Origin of the sequence: Mesorhizobium sp. WSM4313 (assembly GCF_002294725.1) — a bacterium.
Taxonomy (GTDB): domain Bacteria; phylum Pseudomonadota; class Alphaproteobacteria; order Rhizobiales; family Rhizobiaceae; genus Mesorhizobium.
On sequence record NZ_NSFT01000007.1, the window covers coordinates 72118 to 90524 of the forward strand.

General features: G+C 66.1%; 13 protein-coding genes. 5 read left to right on the forward strand and 8 right to left on the reverse strand.

Annotated elements, in window-relative coordinates:
* The first annotated feature begins 17 nt into the window (after window positions 1-17).
* The 5 genes from trpB to CK219_RS17460 all read left to right on the forward strand — a co-directional run bounded on the left by trpB (window position 18) and on the right by CK219_RS17460 (window position 5185).
* Window positions 18-1268: a tryptophan synthase subunit beta gene (gene trpB, locus CK219_RS17440; RefSeq protein WP_095767987.1), complete on the forward strand. Its 1251-nt coding sequence runs from the start codon at window positions 18-20 to the stop codon at window positions 1266-1268.
* Between the two features lie 2 nt (window positions 1269-1270).
* Window positions 1271-2110, forward strand: a complete 840-nt coding sequence (trpA, locus tag CK219_RS17445; RefSeq protein WP_095767988.1) for a tryptophan synthase subunit alpha — start codon at window positions 1271-1273, stop codon at window positions 2108-2110.
* A gap of 94 nt (window positions 2111-2204) precedes the next feature.
* Entirely contained in the window at window positions 2205-3131 is a 927-nt protein-coding gene (accD, locus tag CK219_RS17450) for an acetyl-CoA carboxylase, carboxyltransferase subunit beta (RefSeq protein ID WP_095767989.1), read from the forward strand.
* Between the two features lie 255 nt (window positions 3132-3386).
* Window positions 3387-4712 (forward strand): folylpolyglutamate synthase/dihydrofolate synthase family protein, encoded by a 1326-nt coding sequence (locus CK219_RS17455; protein ID WP_095767990.1) that lies wholly within the window; start codon window positions 3387-3389, stop codon window positions 4710-4712.
* 53 nt (window positions 4713-4765) lie between these two features.
* Window positions 4766-5185: a VOC family protein gene (locus CK219_RS17460; protein ID WP_095767991.1), complete on the forward strand. Its 420-nt coding sequence runs from the start codon at window positions 4766-4768 to the stop codon at window positions 5183-5185.
* Between the two features lie 36 nt (window positions 5186-5221).
* On the opposite strand, the gene CK219_RS17465 is transcribed toward CK219_RS17460, so the two are convergent.
* The 8 genes from CK219_RS17465 to CK219_RS17500 form a co-directional block, all read right to left on the reverse strand.
* The gene (locus CK219_RS17465; protein WP_095768199.1) at window positions 5222-5986 is read right to left on the reverse strand and encodes a sulfite exporter TauE/SafE family protein; all 765 of its coding nucleotides are present in this window, start codon (window positions 5984-5986) and stop codon (window positions 5222-5224) included.
* A 54-nt stretch (window positions 5987-6040) separates the two neighbouring features.
* Window positions 6041-6322 carry a cupin domain-containing protein gene (locus CK219_RS17470; protein ID WP_027166948.1) on the reverse strand — a complete coding sequence of 94 codons (282 nt, stop codon included), beginning with the start codon at window positions 6320-6322 and terminating at the stop codon, window positions 6041-6043.
* 130 nt (window positions 6323-6452) lie between these two features.
* A complete protein-coding gene (gene trxA / locus CK219_RS17475; RefSeq protein WP_095767992.1) occupies window positions 6453-6776 on the reverse strand; it encodes a thioredoxin in 324 nt (107 codons plus the stop codon).
* 74 nt (window positions 6777-6850) lie between these two features.
* Window positions 6851-10363 carry a double-strand break repair helicase AddA gene (gene addA, locus CK219_RS17480; protein ID WP_095768200.1) on the reverse strand — a complete coding sequence of 1171 codons (3513 nt, stop codon included), beginning with the start codon at window positions 10361-10363 and terminating at the stop codon, window positions 6851-6853.
* Entirely contained in the window at window positions 10360-13479 is a 3120-nt protein-coding gene (gene addB / locus CK219_RS17485; RefSeq protein WP_095767993.1) for a double-strand break repair protein AddB, read from the reverse strand. The genes addA and addB overlap by 4 nt, the downstream gene beginning before the upstream one ends.
* The gene (locus tag CK219_RS17490; RefSeq protein WP_095767994.1) at window positions 13476-14198 is read right to left on the reverse strand and encodes a nucleotidyltransferase family protein; all 723 of its coding nucleotides are present in this window, start codon (window positions 14196-14198) and stop codon (window positions 13476-13478) included. The genes addB and CK219_RS17490 overlap by 4 nt, the downstream gene beginning before the upstream one ends.
* Complete coding sequence (tsaE, locus tag CK219_RS17495; protein WP_095767995.1) at window positions 14195-15706, reverse strand: tRNA (adenosine(37)-N6)-threonylcarbamoyltransferase complex ATPase subunit type 1 TsaE; 1512 nt, start codon at window positions 15704-15706, stop codon at window positions 14195-14197. Before tsaE ends, CK219_RS17490 begins: the two co-directional genes overlap by 4 nt.
* 10 nt (window positions 15707-15716) lie before the next feature.
* Window positions 15717-18296 (reverse strand): PAS domain-containing sensor histidine kinase, encoded by a 2580-nt coding sequence (locus CK219_RS17500; protein WP_095768201.1) that lies wholly within the window; start codon window positions 18294-18296, stop codon window positions 15717-15719.
* Window positions 18297-18407 lie beyond the last annotated feature (111 nt).

An 18407-nucleotide genomic window follows, 5' to 3' on the forward strand; every position in this document is an offset into this window, starting at 1 on the left:
ACATCAGGAGATCGGCGATGAACAAGCCGGCAATGCCCAATTCCTTCCGCACCGGACCCGACGAGCAGGGCATGTTCGGCATTTTCGGCGGCCGCTTCGTCGCCGAGACGCTGATGCCGCTGATCCTCGATCTCGAAGAGCAGTGGAACAAGGCCAAGACCGATCCCGAGTTCAAGGCCGAGCTGCAGAACCTGTCGACCCACTATGCCGGGCGGCCGTCGAAGCTGTATTTCGCCGAGGGCCTGACAAAGCATCTTCGTGAGGTTTCCTCGGCGAAGGGCCTCGGGGGCGGCGCAAAGGTCTATTTCAAGCGCGAGGACCTGAACCACACCGGCTCGCACAAGATCAACAACTGCCTCGGCCAGATCCTGCTCGCCAAGCGCATGGGCAAGAAGCGCATCATCGCCGAGACCGGCGCCGGCCAGCATGGCGTCGCCTCGGCCACCGTCGCGGCGCGCTTCGGCTATCCTTGCGTCGTCTACATGGGCGCCACCGACGTCGCCCGCCAGAGCCCGAATGTCTTCCGCATGAAGCTGCTCGGCGCCGAGGTGCGGCCGGTTACCGCCGGCCACGGCACGCTCAAGGACGCCATGAACGAGGCCCTGCGCGACTGGGTCACCAATGTCGAGGACACCTACTACCTGATCGGCACCGCCGCCGGCCCGCACCCCTACCCGGAGCTGGTGCGCGACTTTCAGTCGGTGATCGGCACGGAAGCCCGCGCCCAGATTCTGGAGCAGGAAGGCCGGCTGCCGGACGTCATCATCGCCGCCGTCGGCGGCGGCTCCAACGCCATCGGCCTGTTCCATCCCTTCCTCGACGACAAGGACGTCCGCATCATCGGCATCGAGGCTGGTGGGCGCGGCCTCGACGGCATCGAGCACTGCGCCTCGATGAATGCCGGCAAGCCCGGCGTGCTGCACGGCAACCGCACCTATCTGTTGCAGAACGCGGACGGCCAGATCCTCGACGGTCATTCGATCTCGGCCGGCCTCGACTATCCGGGCGTCGGTCCCGAGCATTCCTGGCTGCGCGATTCCGGTCGCGTCCAGTATGAGCCGATCCTCGACGACGAGGCGCTGGAAGCCTTCCAGCTCACCACCCGCGTCGAAGGCATAATCCCGGCGCTGGAATCCGCGCATGCCATCGCCCATGCGATGAAGATTGTGCCCACAATGGACAAGGATCAGATCGTCATCGTCAATCTGTCCGGCCGCGGCGACAAGGACGTGCACACGGTGGCGAACATGCTGGGCATGGAGATCTGACAATGACCACCCGCATCGATCGCCGCATGGCGAAGCTCAAGGCCGAAGGCCGCCCGGCTTTGGTCACCTATTTTATGGGCGGCGACCCCGATTACGACAGCTCGCTGTCGATCATGAAGGCGCTGCCGATCGCCGGCGCCGACATTATCGAGATGGGAATGCCCTTCTCCGACCCGATGGCCGATGGCCCGGCGATTCAGGCCGCCGGCCTGCGCGCGCTGAAGGGCGGTCAGACCCTGTTCAAGACGTTGAAGCTGGCGGCCGACTTCCGCGCCGGCGACGACGAGACGCCGATCGTGCTGATGGGCTACTATAATCCGATCTACATCTATGGCGTCGACCGCTTCCTCACCGACGCCAAGGCGAGCGGCATCGACGGCCTGATCGTCGTCGATCTGCCGCCGGAGATGGACGAGGAGCTTTGCATTCCGGCGCTGAAAGCCGGCGTCAACTTCATCCGCCTGGCGACGCCGACCACCGACGACAAGCGCCTGCCCAAGGTTTTGGAAAACACCTCCGGTTTCGTCTACTACGTCTCGATGACCGGCATCACCGGCTCGGCGTTGGCCGACACGGGCAAGGTGGCCGCGGCCGTCAACCGCATCAAGGGCCACACCGACCTGCCGGTCTGCGTCGGCTTCGGCGTCAAGACCGCCGAGCAGGCGCGTGTGATCGGCGCCAATGCCGACGGCGTCGTCGTCGGCACCGCGATTGTCAATGCGGTCGCCAATGTGCTCGGCCCCAAGGGCGAGAAAACAGCCGATCCGGCCGAAGCCGTCGCCACTTTGGTCAGCGGTCTTGCCCAGGGCGTCCGCTCGGCCCGCCTTGCTGCCGCCGAATAGCCCGACTATTTGTTCTTGAGCAATTCCGGCCGGAAAACCCCACAGACTTTCCCTGGAATTGCTTGAAGTCCTTTCCAGGACAGGAGCCGAAGCCATGAACTGGATCACCAATTACGTCCGCCCGAAGATCAATTCGATGCTCGGCCGGCGCACCGACATGCCGGAAAACCTCTGGATCAAGGATCCCGAGACCGGCGAGATGGTCTTCCATAAGGATCTCGAATCCAACCAGTTCGTCATCCCGGCTTCCGGCCATCACATGAAGATCTCGGCCAAGGAGCGGCTGAAATATTTCTTCGATGACGGCAAATACGAGGTGCTGGAAAACCCGAAGGTCGTCCAGGACCCGCTGAAGTTCCGCGACGAGAAGCGCTACACCGACCGCCTGAAGGAGGCCAAGGCCAAGACCAGCCTCGAGGATGCGATCCTCAATGGGGCCGGCACCATCGACGGGCTGCCGGTCATCGTCACCGTGCAGGACTTCGCCTTCATGGGCGGCTCGCTCGGCATGGCCGCCGGCGAAGCCATCGTGCATGCTTTCGAGGTCGCGCTGCAGCGCAAGTGCCCGCTGATCCTGTTCGCCGCCTCCGGCGGCGCCCGCATGCAGGAAGGCATCCTGTCGCTGATGCAATTGCCGCGCACCACGATCGGCGTCGACCGGCTGAAGGAAGCCGGCCTGCCCTACATCGTGGTGCTGACCAACCCGACCACCGGCGGCGTCACCGCCTCCTACGCCATGCTGGGCGACGTCCACATCGCCGAGCCCGGGGCGCTGATCGGCTTTGCCGGCCCGCGCGTCATCGAGCAGACCATCCGCGAAAAACTGCCCGATGGTTTCCAGCGCGCGGAGTATCTGATGGAACACGGCATGGTCGACATGGTCGTGTCGCGCCTCGAGATGCGCCGGACCATTTCCCGTCTCTTGAAGATGCTGCTCAAGATGCCGGAGGCCGAGAAGCCGCTGGAGCCGGAGATCCTGCCGCCGGCGGTGGTCAATGCCGAGGCGCGCGCGCAAGCCTGAAGCGATATCGGCTTGAAGCGATATATCGGCTTGACGCGACATCGCTCGCCGCGAACCGCGAGTTGCGCCGCCTGTTGCGTGCTGTAGCCTCTGATTTGCGCACGGCTCGTTCGAACCGATTCCCGGTTTCGGGAACCGCCCGCCAAAGCAATTCCAGGAAAAGTGTGGAACGGTTTTCCGTTCGGAATTGCGCCAACAAAAAAGAGAGGGCGGTTCTGCATTTCATGAGATGATGAACCGCTCTAGGATTCCATCATGACAACGCTTTCCGCCGAACGCGAAATCGAACATCTGATGACGCTGCATCCGAAAGGCTTCGACCTTTCGCTGGACCGCGTCACGGGGCTTCTCGAGCGCCTCGGCAATCCGCAGGATCGGCTGCCGCCGGTCATCCACATCGCCGGCACCAACGGCAAGGGCTCCTGCGCCGCCTTCGCGCGCGCGCTGCTGGAAGCCGCCGGCCACCTTGTCCACGTCCACACCTCGCCGCATCTGGTGAACTGGCATGAGCGCTACCGGCTGGCGGCCGAAGGCGGCGGCAAGCTCGTCGAGGACGATATTTTCGCCGAGGCCATCGCGCGTGTCGCCGAGGCCAATGGCGGCCAGAAGATCACTGTCTTCGAGATTCTCACCGCCGTCACTTTCATCCTGTTTTCGGAGCATCCGGCGGAGGCGGCGATCATCGAGGTCGGCCTCGGCGGCCGCTTCGACGCCACCAATGTGATCAAGCAGCCGGCGGTTTCGGTGATCATGCCGATATCGATGGACCATGAAGCCTATCTCGGCGACCGGGTCGAGCTGATCGCCGCCGAGAAGGCCGGTATCATGAAGCGCGGCTGCCCGGTGGTGATCGGCGCCCAGGAAAGCGACACAGCGCTTCAGGTGCTGATCGAGTCGGCCGAGCGGCTGGATTGCCCGACGGTGGTCTATGGCCAGGATTTCCTCGCCTTCGAGGAAAACGGCCGCATGGTCTATCAGGACGGGGACGGGCTGATGGACCTGCCTTCGCCGCGCCTGCCGGGGCGCCATCAATACGCCAATGCCGCGGCGGCGATCGCCGCCGTCAAGGCGGCCGGCTTCGAGATCGGCCACCGCGCCGCCGAGCGGGCGATGACCCATGTCGCCTGGCCGGCACGCATGCAGAAGCTGACCCAAGGCAAATTGGTTGACCTGGCGCCGAAGGGCGCCGAGATCTGGCTGGACGGCGGCCACAACCCCGGCGCCGGCATCGTCATCGCCGAGGCGCTGGCCGAGCAGGAGGAAAAGAACCCGCGGCCGCTGGTCCTGATCTCCGGCATGATCAACACCAAGGACCAGACCGGCTATTTCAGCGCCTTCAAGGGGCTTGCCCGCCACGTCTATACCGTGCCGGTAACCAGCAGCGACGCCGGCGTTCCCAATGACGAGCTGGCCTTGCGTGCCGAAGAGGCCGGCCTGTCGGCCGAGCCGGTCAGCTCCGTCGCCAATGCGCTGATGCTGTTGCGCGACTCTTGGGACGGCCCGGCGCCGCGCATCCTGATCGGCGGCTCGCTCTATTTCGCCGGCGCCGTGCTGGCCGAAAACGGCACGCCGCCGACCTGAGGCGAAACCGGGACGGCATTGCGGATTTCGGCGGGGGCCGAAAGGAACCGGCCATGATCAAGGTAAAGCAGCTCGCCCATGTCTGCATCTTCGCGCATGACCTGGAGGTGACGCGCTCCTTCTACCGCGACGTGCTTGGCATGGACACAAGGTTCAATTTCCTGCGCGACGGCCAGATCTTCGGCTTCTACATAGACTGCGGCGGCCGCAGCCATGTCGAGGTGTTCGAGAAACGTGAATCCAGCTACAGCGAGGCAAACCAGATCAACCACTTCTGCCTCGAGGTGGAAGACATCGATGCGGCGATCCTTCATATCCGGTCGAAAGGCGTCGCTGTCACGCCAAAGAAGCTCGCCTGCGACGACACATACCAGGCCTGGATCACCGACCCCAACGGCGTGAAGATCGAGCTGTTCGAATACACCGCCAAAAGCGCGCAATTCACCGGCGGCGACCGTGTCGCCGACTGGTAAATTGGAGCGACACGTCGCCCGCATGAGCAGTTGAAGTTAGACGGCAAGGTGCATCGCGGCGGGCAGCGCCAGCGAGAGCCCTGACAGGAAAAGCAGAACAAAGACGATCTTTCGCATTGTCCCTTGCGACAATGACGGTGGCCAGCGGCGTGCCGCATAGGTCATCAGCATTACGGCCGGTATGGCGACGACGAGCGCGATAGGCGACATGGTCGGCAGGTTGCCGCTTGCCGTCACCAGGATAAGCCGCACCACCTGCGCGGCGCCGAAAGCGGCGACCAGCGTTTCGCGGACACGTTTGTGCGGCATTGGCTGGCGAAAGAGATGATAAACGAGCGGTGGGCCGCCGGTCGCAAACAACCCACTCATCAGGCCCGAAACGACACCGAAGCCGACGAAACTCGCGTCCGACGACCGTTTTGCCAAGCCGGCAGGCCTGATGGCCAGTTGCAGGCTGGACATCATGATGACCAGACCGAGTCCGATTTTCAGCAGGTCGGCCCGCGTGTCCGCCAGCCATTCCAACAGGGCATACCCCAAGAGCAGCGAAGGGAGGCTTGCGACCAGGATAAGCCGCAGCTCCCGGCGCGCAATCTCGCGCCAGCCGCCCTGGATCAGCATCTGCGTGGCATTGACCAAGGTCAGCATGCCGACCATCGCGGCTGCGTCGGGCAGCGGCAGCAAGCCGACAAGCGCAATCGCGCCCATCATCACCAGGCCGAAGGCGAAGCCGGTCAGGGTCTGGACATAAGCGGCCACCGCCGCAAAACCGGCAAAGGCGAGGACCGGCGTTAGACCCACGACATCCCGCACGAGGCCGGTAAGGAAACGTGCAAGCCGGCAATCACGGCCGGCCTACTTCAGCTCGATTTCGATGAAGGCGTATTCGCCGTCATTGGCATTGATGACGTCGTGCTCGACGCCCTCCCGGCGGAAATAGGGCGCGCCCTGCTTCATCTCGGCGAAGGATTCGCCGTCCTTGGTCACCAGCTTCACCTTGCCGTCCATCAGCGGCACGACGACATAGTCGTGGCCATGGCGGTGCCAGCCGGTGTTGGCGCCCGGCGCGAAGCGGTATTCGGTGACGATGACGCGCTCATTGTCGACGTGAACTGTGGCCTTGGCGGTTCCGGTCATGGAGCTCTCCCTTTCCTGCGAACAGAGAACACGGAGTGCCCGCAGGCGAGAGCCAGAGCGCGACGAGCCATGACGCCAAGAAAAGCCCGGCGCGATGGCCGGGCTTGGATCTTGAAAACTTCAGATTGGCTCAGGCGAGGCTGCCGTTGATCCAGTGCGACAGCGCGGTCTTCGGCGCGGCGCCCACTTTCATGTCGGCGACTTCGCCGCCCTTGAAAATCATCAGCGTCGGGATCGAGCGCACGCCATACTGCGCAGCAAGCTCCGGGTTCTCGTCGATGTTGAGCTTGGCCACCTTGATCTTCGCGCCGAGTTCGTTGGCGATGTCTTCCAGCGCCGGGGCGATCATCTTGCACGGACCGCACCATTCCGCCCAGAAATCCACCACGACCGGCTCCTTGGCGTTGAGCACATCGGCCTGGAAATTGCCCTTGTCGACCTTGACGGTGGCCATGCTGAAATCCTTTCGAAAACTCGGGTTGCACCAAATGTGGTGGTTGTGGCGTCGATGTTCAAGCAGTTCTTGTGTCACGCTGCCGTGAGTCGGGCAAGGGCGTCATCCATGGCGGGGGTGGGCAGCTCGATCAGTCGCGGCGCCTCGGTGAACAGCAGCGCCGCCGTCACCTCGCGGCCCGGATAGAGCGGCTGGAGCAGAGCGCGGTAGAGCGCAAGCTGCAGCACATAGGCCGGCGGCACCTCCGCCAGGTCTTTGGGGGCCGGCCGGTTGGTCTTGTAGTCGATGATCGACACCTTTTCGGGCATGACCGCCAGCCGGTCGATCTTGCCGGAGATCGAGCGCAGCCTGCCCTTCACCTCGAGGCTGCCCATGACGGCGACCTCCGCTCGGGAGGATGGCGAGAACAGCGCGCCGAAGCGGGTGTCGGACAGGATGGAGAGCACGGCGTCCAGCGCCCTGTCGCGCTCGCCATCCGGCCAATCCGCGCCGGCGCGCGCCAGGTAGCGCTCGGCGGCGCCCCGCCTGTCCTCCTCCGCGATGCCGGGCAGCATCTGCAGCAATTTGTGCAGGGCAAGGCCGCGCATGATCGCAAAGCCGGGTTCGGCGGCGGCGTCGAGCACCGGCGAGCGAGTGTCGGGGACGGCTTCTTTCGCCTCGTCGATCAGCGCCGAGGCGCCGGAAGGCGAAAGCGGCCGCGGCAGCTCCTCATAAGGCGGCAGCGGCCGGAACAGGTCTTCAGGCAGCGGCGCGGTGTGCTCGAACGGCCCTGCCTCGTCGATGCCGGTCAATGCCACCGGCGGCAGCCCGGTCATATGGAAGCGATGTACCGCCACCTCGGCCGTCGCCGGATGCCGGCGCTCGGAGCTCTCGGGCGCGCCGAGCAACGCGCGGCTGACGATCGAATGCCAGGTGCCGGTGCTGGGCTGCCGCTTGCCGTGATAGCCGCAGACGACCAGCCGGTCCTCGGCACGCGTCATGCCGACATAGAGCAGCCGCCGGTATTCGTCGTCGGCCAGCTCGCGCGCCCGGACCGAGGCCGCCTTCGAGACGCCATTGGCGACATCGCTGGCCGAGCGCCACAGATAGCCCTTGCCTTTCCATTGCGTGCCGGAGCTCTCGAACGGCATCAGCCGCGGCAGATGCTGGTCGCTGAACGGCGCCGAGCCGCCATCGACCAGGAAGACCACCGGGGCTTCGAGACCCTTGGCGGCATGCACGGTCATGACCCGCACCTCGTCGCGCGTCTGGTCCATCTCGCGCTTGATCTCGGGGCCGGCATTTTCCAGCGTCGACAGGAAGGACTCCAGCCCCGGCAGGCCGGTGCGTTCCTCGGTCAGGCAAAAGCTCAGGAACTCGTCGAGGATATCGCCGGCTTCGGGTCCCAGCCGCGCCGTCATCTTGCGGCGCAGGCCGTCGCGCGCCAGCGCGGCGGCGTAGAATTCGAAAACCGGCTTGAAGGCCACTTCGGTTGCCCAGCCATCGAGCCGGCTAACGACAGCGGCGAGGGAAACATCCTCGGCCGCATGTTGCCTGAGCGAGGCGACCAGCGGCTGGCCCTTCGGCCTCGAGCCAGCGAGCGTCAGCAAGGTCTCCTCCGAAACCTCGGAGATCGGGCTGCGCAGCACCGCGGCCAAGGAAAGGTCGTCTTCCGGCTGGATCAGGAAATGTCCAAGCGCGATCAGGTCCTGCACCGCGATATGGCCGGGCAGGCTCAGCCGGTCGGCGCCGGCGACCGGGATCTGCCGGTTCTTGAGGCTGCGCGACAGCGCATGGACGAAACGGTCGCGTTTGCGCACCAGCACGAGGATGTCGCCGGCGGTCAGCTTCCTGCCCTTGCCTTCGATGACCTCACCGTTGCGCAGCCAGGTCTGGATGGTGGTGGCCACATGCTCGGCGACGCGTACCGCGGGCGCGCTGGCATGGTTGACCGGCAAGGTCCAGTCGTCGGGCTCCTCGACCATTTCGGCGCCGACCGACGGCCACACCTCGACATAGCCCGGCGCATCATTGCGGATAGCCTTGTGGCTCAGCGGATCGGGATCGTGGCTGATGCCGCGCCTGACACCGGGTTCGGCGAAGACGCGGTCAACCGCAGCCAGCACGTCGTCGCTCGATCGGAACGACCAGGTGAGCTTGAGATTGGCGAAGGCGGCCTCCGCGTCGCGCACGCGGCCGGCGAACAACAGCCGGCTTTCGGCAAAGGAATCAGGCGCCGCGCCTTGGAAGGAATAGATCGACTGCTTCTCGTCGCCGACGGCAAAGACAGTTCGGCGCACCGCTTCGCGCTGGCCAAGCCCGGCAAAGAACTCTTCCGTCAGCTTCTTCACCACTTCCCACTGGTCCGGGCTGGTGTCCTGTGCCTCGTCGAGCAGGATGTGGTCGATGCCCTGGTCGAGCTTGAACTGCACCCAGGGGCCGGCATCCGGTCGCGACAAGAGACTGACCGTGCGGGTGATGAGGTCGTTGAAGTCGAGGAAACCCCGCCCGCGCTTCAACTGCTCGTAGCGCGCGATCAGCCAGCCGGCGACGGTGAGCGCTGCCGCTGTCCCTTCCAGCATGCGGAACAGCGCCAGCCGGTCGGTTACGTCGAGGATTGCCTTCGCCACCACGAAATAGCGGTCCGGCAGGTCGGGCAGGCGGTCGACAAGCGCCTTCCTGAAGATTTTGGGCGGATCGTAGGGGTCACCGTCCGCACGCAGGAATGCTTTGGCGAGCAGGCGCAGCCGCCGGATCGGATCGGCCTCGGCAAAGGCGCTCTGCGCATAGGGCAGCACGTTGTTCAACACCTGCTTGGCGTCGGCTGCCTCGGCGGCGCCGGCAAATTCGGCGAGTTGGCCAGGCGAAAAGCCAGGCAGCGGCCACAGCGAAGCGGCGATGTCCTCGGCCGTCTGTCCAGGCTTGAAGCCAAATTCGGCGAACAGCGGCCGGAAGTCCCGATCCTCGCCGAGCTTGGCGATGAAACCGCGCAGTTCGTCGCGCTTGCCGACGATCTCGGCAAGCAGCGTATCGAGCCCGAACTCGCCGCCGCGCTCCAGCACGGTGGCAAAGGCTTCCGCCAGCCCTTCGACGCCGGCGCCTGCGCCCGAGATCATGTCGCGGCGGGCATCGGCGAACAGCGAGGCCTCCATCTGCGGATCGAGCATCTCGAAATGCGCGGGGATGTTGGCTTCGAGCGGGAACTGGTGCAGCACGGATTCGCAGAAGGCATGAATGGTCTGGATTTTCAGTCCGCCCGGCGTCTCGAGCGCCTCGGCAAACAGCCGGCGTGCGCGCCGCATCATGTCGCGGTCGGCGCCGCGGCCGTCCAGCGCCGCGATCCTGTTCGCCAGCTCCGCATCGGGCAGCGCCGTCCATTCCGACAGGGTCGAGAACACGCGGTTCGACATGTTGGCGGCGGCAGCCCGCGTGTAGGTGAGGCACAGGATCTTCGACGGATCGGTGCCGTTGAGCAGGAGCCGGATGACGCGCTGCGCCAGCACATGCGTCTTGCCCGAACCGGCATTGGCCGACACCCAGGCGGAATAGGCGGGATCGGAGGCGCGCGCCTGGCTGGCGGCGGTATCGGAGGGGATCGGATATTTCATCCTTCCGCCTCGTCCTCGCTGGCGCCGCCGGCCGACCATTCGAGCACCCGCGCCAGATGGTCGTAGTCGCCGTCGGCCTCGCCCTCGCGGAAGGGCAGCGCGCGCGACAGATAGCCGGTGGTCGGGTCGGCATAGTGGAAGAGCAGCCGTTCCAGCCGCGCCCAGGCTTCCTCGGAAAGGTCGTTGGCGGTGCGGAACTTGCGGTTGTATTCGAGGATCGATTCCTCGAATACCTCGCCATTCGGCTTCAGCCGCACGAAGGCGAGCTGCGAGGGTTCGCGGATGCCGAGTTCCTTGAAGGCGCCGCGCCTGAGCAACGCGCCCTCCAGCGCGAGCTGTGGCGACAGCAGCGTGTGCGCCTGCGCTTTCGAGGGCGAGGATCCTGTCTTGTAGTCGAGAATGTCGGCCATGCCGCCGGCAAGCAGATCGATGCGGTCGGCATAGCCGGAAAGCGTCACCCCGGTGCGGCCGACGACCGTTTTGTCGGCGCGCTCCTCGGCATAGCGCCTCGCGACCGCATCGGCGCGGCCATGCTCCCATTCGATGATGTTTTCGGCGAGCTTTTCGAAACGCGGCCACCAGATAGCCTCGATATCAGGCGGAAGCTTTGCGTCGGCAAAGCAGGTACGGCCCGATTCAATGAGGCTGGCCAGCGCGCTCGACGCCCTCGGATCCTGGACCCGCCGCGAGAACAAATGCAGGATCTCGTGGAACAAAGTGCCGCGTTCGGCGGCGCCCGGATCGCGGATTAACGGCTCGAGCCGCATCAGGCCGAGGATGCGCCGCGCATAGACCGCGTAGGGGTCGCGGCGCAGCGTCTCGATCTCGGTGACCGAGAAATGCTGCGGGCGCAGGCTGAGCGGCGGCTTCGGCTGCGGGCGGGAGGCAAAATCCTTCTTCTCGCCGGCATCGAGCGCGCGCGCCCAGGCAAGCAGCGCGTCGCCGCGGCCGCGAAGTGCTGACGCCGGCTCCTTGCCGAGGAAGGTCAGGATGCGCTGCAGCCAGCGCGACGGCACCGCCGGCGCGTCGCCGGAGCGCGCCGAACGCGTCAGCACGACCTCTTTTGTGCCCATCGCCATCTGGAAGTCATGCGCGGCAAGGCCGATGCGCCGCTCCGGCGGCTCGAGATCGATGCCGGTCTTCATCAGCCGCGACATGAAGCGGTCGCTCTCGGGCTTGCGCGGCCAAACCCCTTCATTGAGCCCGCCGATGACCAGCATGTCGACATGCTGCAGCCGAGCCTCCAGCGCGCCCCAGATGGCGATGTTGCGATCGGTGCCTTGCGCCGGCTTGACCGTCTCCGGCGCGATCAGCGCCTCCATCACGTCGGGCCACTCCAAAGCGGCGAAGGTGAAGGGCGACGACGCCGCCACCAGCCCGCGCAGCAGGTCGGCGAGTTTCTCGCCCGCATCGCCGGCATAGAGCTCCGCCAGGTCGCCGTCGACGGCGCGACCGAGACTTTCCAGCGCGACCACGCTCGCGCGCGTCAGCGTCGCAATATCGGCGCCTTTCTCGTCGCGCATCGCGGTGAGCGGCAACAGCGACTTGGTAAGGCGGCTAAGCATATCTTGGGCCTGCTCGATGCCGCGCACGGTCAAGCGCGAGAACCAGAAAGGCTGCCTTGTGTCGCCGCTCAGTTCCGCCAGCCGTGTCTCGAACAGCGCGCCGAGCGACGCGACATCAGGCCGGCCCGTGCCGCCGCGCAGCGCCACCAGCTCGACGAGCTCGGCAGCCTTGCGCATGGCCTGGCGTTCGAGACCGAGCGCGAGCAGCGGATGCTTGAGCAAGGCAAGCAGGCCGACGGGATCGCCGGGCCGGAAGGCGGCGCTCAGCGCGAGCCTGAGCAGGCTGGCGGCCGGTGTGTTGATGAGCGGCGCGCCGCCGGAATCGTCGGCGACGACGCCGAAACGCAGCAGCTCGGCCGAAACCCGCCGCGCCAGCGCGCGGTCACCGGTGACGAGCGCCGCGCGCTTGCCCGGGACCTCCACGGCGCGCTTCAGCGCGATGGCGATTGCCGCCGCCTCGTCGCGTTCGTTCGCCGCTTCCACCAGCGTCACGCCGGCCAGCGCATGTTCGATGTCGAGTGCCGTGAAGCGCGGCCGTGTCTCGGTCCAGTATTCGGTGGTTTCGGCCGGCCGCAGCGCCTCGCCTATCAGGGCCGCGCGCAACGCGAGCGGCGATGGCGCCGCAACAAGGTCCTCGACATCGCGGCGCGGAATGCCGATGCCGCCGATCAGCTTGGCGAGGCCGTATTGCGGGTGGCCGAGCGTTGCCGGGCGCGCGCCGGGCGCCGTGATCGCCGCGAAGGACGCGTCGTCCAGGTTGCGGTCGAGCCCGGGCAGCACGACGGCGCCGTTGGGCAGGCCGGCGATCACGCCAAGCAGTTCCGCCGTGGCGGGGATGGAGCCGGTCGAACCGGCGGCAATCACCGGCCCGGTCGGCGGATTGCGCTTCAGCCGCGCTGCTTCGAGCCGGATCAGCGCGCTGCGATGCGCGGCCGGATTGGAGCGGTCGCGCTCCTTGAGCAGTTCGGGCCAATTGTCGGTGACGATGCCGAGGAAATCCAGCGTCACCTGCCACCAGCCGGCGAGATTGCCGGTAACCAGGGTCGCGAGCTTTGCCCAATCCGTGCCTTCGGTCTCGATCTCATCCATCAGCCGGGCAAGGTCGCGCGCCAGCCAGATGGCGTCGGCGGCCGAGGCCGGCACGACGAATTCCTCGTTGAACCGAGCCCTGACATGCGCCGGCAGGCTTTCCTTCCAGGCGCGCACCAGCGGCGCCAGCAAAAGCAACCGCTCCTGCGCCGCGATCGGCGGCGCGAGGTCTATCGCCGGCGCCGCCTCGGTGTCGAAGGCGGCCTCGTCCTCGTCGAACTCGCCGAGCGGCCGCACCGTCGGGAGGATGGCGGAGCGTTTTCCTAAAACGTCGACGAAGGCGCCGCGCAGCGCCCGCGCCGCGCGGCGCGTCGGCACATAGATGGTGGCGTCGGCGAGCGCCAGCGGGTCGCCGTCGAAGCGGAAGCCGGGGATCAGGCGCCCGTCGAGCAACGCCCCCGCCAGCGTCGGCAGGAACGGCGCTCCGGGCGGAATGGAAAAGACGCGGCGCGTGCCGCTCATACCGCCTTCGCTAGGGCACCGGCCACGGCTGCCTCGGCCGCCGAAATGGCGTCCGGAGTGCCGACGGTGATCCAGCGTCCGTTCATCTTCATGCCGAACAGGCGCCCTGTGGCGATCGCCTTGTCGAAATAGACATTGAGCGAATGCGAGCCCATGGGCGCGTCCTTGAAGATGCGCGGATGGATGATGGCGGCGCCGGCATAGATCAGGCCCGCCGGATCGCCCTTCGAGCGCCGTAGGGTTCCATCAGGGGCAACAAGGAAATCGGTGCCGACGCAATGCCCGGTCGCTGAGTCGAGGTCGGTAAGCATCAGCAGAATATCCATTCTCGCGCCGTCCCATGCAAGGGCAAGACGCTCGAGGCTGGGCTGGCCGCTGTCGATCCAGAAGGTGTCGGCATTGATGATGTAGAAGGGCTCGCCACCCAGAAGCGGCAGCGCCTTGACGATGCCGCCAGCCGATTCCAGCAGCGCCTCGCGCTCGTCGGAGATGACGATCTTCGGTGCGCGCCTATGGGCGACATGCGCGACGATCTGCTCCGGCAGATAGTGCACGTTGACGACGGCCTTGGCGACGCCGGCAGCTTCCAGGCTGTCCAGCCCCCAATCGAGCAAGGTCTTGCCGGCGATCTTCACCAGCGGCTTGGGCATCGTGTCGGTGATCGGCCGCATGCGCTTGCCAAGCCCGGCAGCCAGCACCATCGCAATCGTCGGCTTCATGGGACCCGTTCCTCGAGCAGGCCGTGGGCCATGTAGAAATCCTTCAGGCCGGCCAGCGCCGGATGCGCCAGCGCCCGCCTCAGATAATCGCGGATGCGCGGCAGGTGTTTCAGATAGTAAGGCTTGCCGTCGCGCTTTTCGAGCCGCACGAAGATGCCGAGGATCTTCGAATTGCGCTGCGCGGCCATGATCGCATAGGCCTCGGCGAAGCCGGCCTCGTCGAAAGCGCCGGCGGCGCGCCGCGCTGCGACATAAGCCGCGACGGTGCGCCGCTCGATCTCGGGCGAGACGGTGACGCGCGCATCCATGGCCAAAGAAGCGACGTCATAGGCGGCAGGCCCGATCAGCGCGTCCTGCACATCGACGATGCCCAGCCGGTCAAGGCCGGCGCGCTCGCCTCGCCAGATGATGTTGGGCGAATGAAAGTCGCGCAGCATCAGCGTGTATTCGCTGCCTGCCAGGCGATCGAGGAGCGCGTTCCATACCTCGTGGTAGCCGGCCCGCAACGCGTCGTTTGCCGGTTCGCCGGTGATCCATGGCACATACCAGTCGACCAGAAGGTCGGCCTCGATCAGCATGGCTTCCCGGTCGAAAGGCGGCACATCGTGGAATACGCCGGGCGCCGCTTCCAAGCGTGTGGGCCAGGCCTTGCCATGCATCATGGCCAGCAATTCGGCCGCCGCTTCGTAGCGTTTGGCGATGGGCTGGCCGTCACGACCGAGGAAGCCTTCGGAGCCGAGATGCTCGATGAGCAGAAAACCCTGGTCGAGATCCTGGGCATGGATCGCCGGCACGCTGACGCCGGCCCCAAGCAGCGCCCGGTCGATGGCGACGAAGGCGGCGACGGATTGCGCCGTGTGGGCGATCACCGCATAGGGCTTGCCGTCGCGAACCGGCGGCCCGAGCACCAGGCGCGGCGAGTTCATCAGCACGCGTGGCGCTTGGCCGGGCAGCGAGACGATCTCATAGGAGCGGGCGGAGGCGTCGCCGACGAAATGACGGCGGCTGGCTTCGCCCCATCCGGCCGAGGCCAGGAAATCGCGCATCGCCAGCGATCGCGCCACGCGCTCGAAAGCCGGTCCCTGCCCGGAAAGCCGCGCCACGCGGCCTTCACCCTGCTCGGCAAGATCGACCCACAGCGCCGTTTCCGGCAAGCGGTCTGCGGCCCGTTCCGGCCATTCGATGAGCGCCGCGCCTTGGCTTAGCGCGTCGTCGAGGCCGAGCTCGTCGAGCTCGTCCGGAGCGGACAGCCGATAGAGGTCGAAATGATGCACCGGAACGCGCGTCTCGTAGCTCTGCACCAGGGTGAAGGTCGGGCTCGGCACTTCGAGATTGGCATCGTCGGCGAGCGCCCGGATCAGCGCGCGGGCCAACGTCGACTTGCCGGCGCCGAGATCGCCTTTCAGCGCGATCGCATCGCCGGCGCGCAACGCCATGGCGAGGTCCTCGCCAAGCCTTGCCGTGGCCGCCTCGTTGGCGAGAAAAGATTCCAACACTGGTCCAGCCATATAGTCCGCGCTACTCGGCCGCGTCGCGGATGCCCGCCGGCGTATCGGGGATTCCGGAAGGCTTGTCCGGGAAGGTGCAGATTACCGTGGTGCCCCTGTCCTGGCCGGTCTCGATGCGCACGGTTCCGCCATGCAGTTCGACGAAGCTCTTGACGATCGAGAGCCCCAGCCCGGCGCCGCGCCGCCGCCCGCCATTGGCGCGCGGCTCGAAGCGGCGGAAGACCGATTCCAGCACGTCCGGCGGCATGCCAGGGCCATCATCATGCACCGAGAACTCGACGCCGTCGGCCAGCCGGCGGCAGGTAAGCCGGATCGTGCTTGCCTCCGGCGCATAATTCGCCGCGTTGCTCAGCAGGTTGTAGAGGATCTGGCGGATGCGGGTTTCGTCGCCATGGAAGCTCGCCGGCGCCTCCGCCGCATCGATCTCGAGCTTGATTTGATGCTCGTCCAGCCGGTCGGCGACCAGCTCGGCGGCCGCGGCGATCGTCCGGTCGATGTTCATTTCGGAGATGTCGAGCTGCATGATGCCGGCATCGACCGTCGCCAGGTCGAGGATATCGTTGACGATGGTGAGCAGCACCGACGATGACGAGCCGACATGCTCGACATATTCGCGCTGCTTGGGCGTCAGCGGCCCGGTCGCGGGGAGCGACAGAAGCTCGGTGAAGCCGATGATGTTGGTCAGCGGCGAGCGCAGCTCATAGGACACATGCTGCACGAATTCGTTCTTCAGCTGATCGGATTTCTCCAGCGCCTCGTTCCTGTCCTTCAGCGCCCGCTCGACATTGACGGTGTCGGTGACGTCGACGAAGGTGATCATCACCTGGCCGTTGGGCAGGTGGATCACCGCGTAGCTCAGCACGTTGCCGTTGACGAGCTCGATCTGGCCGCGGCGGTCGCGGCGCTCGTCGTCGAAGCCGGTGACTGCGGCGACGAAGCCGCCCCACGGGCTGTTCGCCGCACGCTGGTCGCACAGGTCGCGGATCGCCGAAACATGGACGTTCGGCTTGACCGCTTCCACCGTCAGCCCCCACAGCGCGACGAAGGCCGGATTGGACAGGCGCAGCCGCCCGTCCGGACCGAATACGACCACGCCTTCGGCGAGATTGTCCAGCGTCTCGCCCTGCACCCGCACGGCGGTCTGGTAGCGGCTTTCGAGGTCCATCTTTTCGGTCAGGTTCTCGAACACCCAGGTGACGCCGCCCTTCGGCTGCGGGTTCGCCACGACGCGGATCGTCTTGCCGTCCGGCAGGTGCCACCAGTGTTCCTGCGATTCGACGGCGCGATAGGCGCTGAGCAGGTTTTCCTTCCAGCGCCGCCATTCCGGCTGCTCGGCGATCCTGCCTTCGCTGCGCAGCCGGTCGAGCAGCAGCGTGTTGGAGGGAGCGCTGAGCAGGAAGCCCGAGTCGAGACCCCACAGCTTCTGGAAGGCCTGGTTGAAGAAGCGCAGCTTTTCCTCGGTGTCGAAGATCGCCACGGCGGTGTTCAACTGGTCGAGCGTGTCGGCATGGCTGCGCACGGTCCGCTCGTATTCGGCGCGGATCGTCTCGGCCGCGCTGGTATCGCAGGCGAGCCCCGCCGAACCGTCGGCGCCGGCGAAGTCGGTGACCGCGAACATGCGGCGATCGCCTTCAATCACTGTGGATAGCGTCTGTTCGAAGACCGGGTGCGACTTATGCTGCTCGGCGATTTGATCGCGCGCCTGGCCGCCAAGGAATTCCGCCGCGTCGCGCACGGCCGCGGCGGCGCTTCCTGCTTCCACGGCCTCCGCATAGGCGCGGTTGACCCATTGCAATCGCCCGTCCGCGCCACGCAGCCATGCCGGCATCTTCAACGCGTCGAGCAGGCCGATCAAGGTGTCGTAGTCGCCGCTGAGCCGCTGGTTCTCGATCTTCAGCCTGGCCTGATTGCGCAACGTCTCCGACAGCGAGACGAAACGCACCAGCACATGCGCCGCGCTCTTGCGGCCATGCACCTCCAGCGGCACGCCGGCCTGCGTTTCGATGACCAGATCGAAGGTCTTCGCCTGTTCGCGCAAGGCGGCAACCGCGTGCTCCAGCGCCGCCGCCGAGCGCGGCATCAGCCAACGGCCGAAAGCGAGGAAGGCGGACCTGTCGTCAGGCGCGCCGCTTTCCAGCGGCAGGCTGCCGATGAGCTCGGGTTTCTTGTTGTCCGTTGTCCACACGATCAGGCGCTGGTCGCGCAGATTGAGCAGCGCCTCGGAACGCTGCAGCGCAGCGTTGACGTCCGCGATGCGGGCCCTGAGCTGCAGGTTCTGCGAGGCGGTGCGTGCGCGCTCGCGGATAAGGAAGATGGCCGAAACCAGCGCCGCGCCCATCACGCCCACGAACATGGCAAGCTGCATGACCTCAAGCGTGCTGACCGGCGCCGCGGCCTTTGCCGGAATGCCCGTCTCGGCGTGGGCCGCAAAGGCGAGGAGCGGGCCGGCAAGCATCGAGCTCGCAAGCAGCAAGGCCAGCCGCGAGCCGGCACGAAAACCGCCGCGGCTCTCGCCGAGGCCGGCATCATTCGAATCCTCATGGCCGCCGGAAACGGCCTTTCCCGCGCGTGGCGGGTAATCCCCCGGCATGTCTTGGTCCTCTTCGCCGCTTGAATGCAAGACCGCCCTGATGCGTCCCCGGCCCAACATGTCCCCGGACCGCGAATCACAACAATAACGCTTGCTGGAATCGGCGTGAAG

Excerpts from the sequence above, each read along its gene's own strand:
- trpB (WP_095767987.1), top strand. The coding sequence starts at position 18 with ATGAACAAGCCGGCAATGCCCAATTCCTTCCGCACCGGACCCGACGAG.
- trpA (WP_095767988.1), top strand. The coding sequence starts at position 1,271 with ATGACCACCCGCATCGATCGCCGCATGGCGAAGCTCAAGGCCGAAGGC.
- accD (WP_095767989.1), top strand. The coding sequence starts at position 2,205 with ATGAACTGGATCACCAATTACGTCCGCCCGAAGATCAATTCGATGCTC.
- CK219_RS17455 (WP_095767990.1), top strand. The coding sequence starts at position 3,387 with ATGACAACGCTTTCCGCCGAACGCGAAATCGAACATCTGATGACGCTG.
- CK219_RS17460 (WP_095767991.1), top strand. The coding sequence starts at position 4,766 with ATGATCAAGGTAAAGCAGCTCGCCCATGTCTGCATCTTCGCGCATGAC.
- CK219_RS17470 (WP_027166948.1), bottom strand. The coding sequence starts at position 6,322 with ATGACCGGAACCGCCAAGGCCACAGTTCACGTCGACAATGAGCGCGTC.
- trxA (WP_095767992.1), bottom strand. The coding sequence starts at position 6,776 with ATGGCCACCGTCAAGGTCGACAAGGGCAATTTCCAGGCCGATGTGCTC.
- addA (WP_095768200.1), bottom strand. The coding sequence starts at position 10,363 with ATGAAATATCCGATCCCCTCCGATACCGCCGCCAGCCAGGCGCGCGCC.
- addB (WP_095767993.1), bottom strand. The coding sequence starts at position 13,479 with ATGAGCGGCACGCGCCGCGTCTTTTCCATTCCGCCCGGAGCGCCGTTC.
- CK219_RS17490 (WP_095767994.1), bottom strand. The coding sequence starts at position 14,198 with ATGAAGCCGACGATTGCGATGGTGCTGGCTGCCGGGCTTGGCAAGCGC.
- tsaE (WP_095767995.1), bottom strand. The coding sequence starts at position 15,706 with ATGGCTGGACCAGTGTTGGAATCTTTTCTCGCCAACGAGGCGGCCACG.
- CK219_RS17500 (WP_095768201.1), bottom strand. The coding sequence starts at position 18,296 with ATGCCGGGGGATTACCCGCCACGCGCGGGAAAGGCCGTTTCCGGCGGC.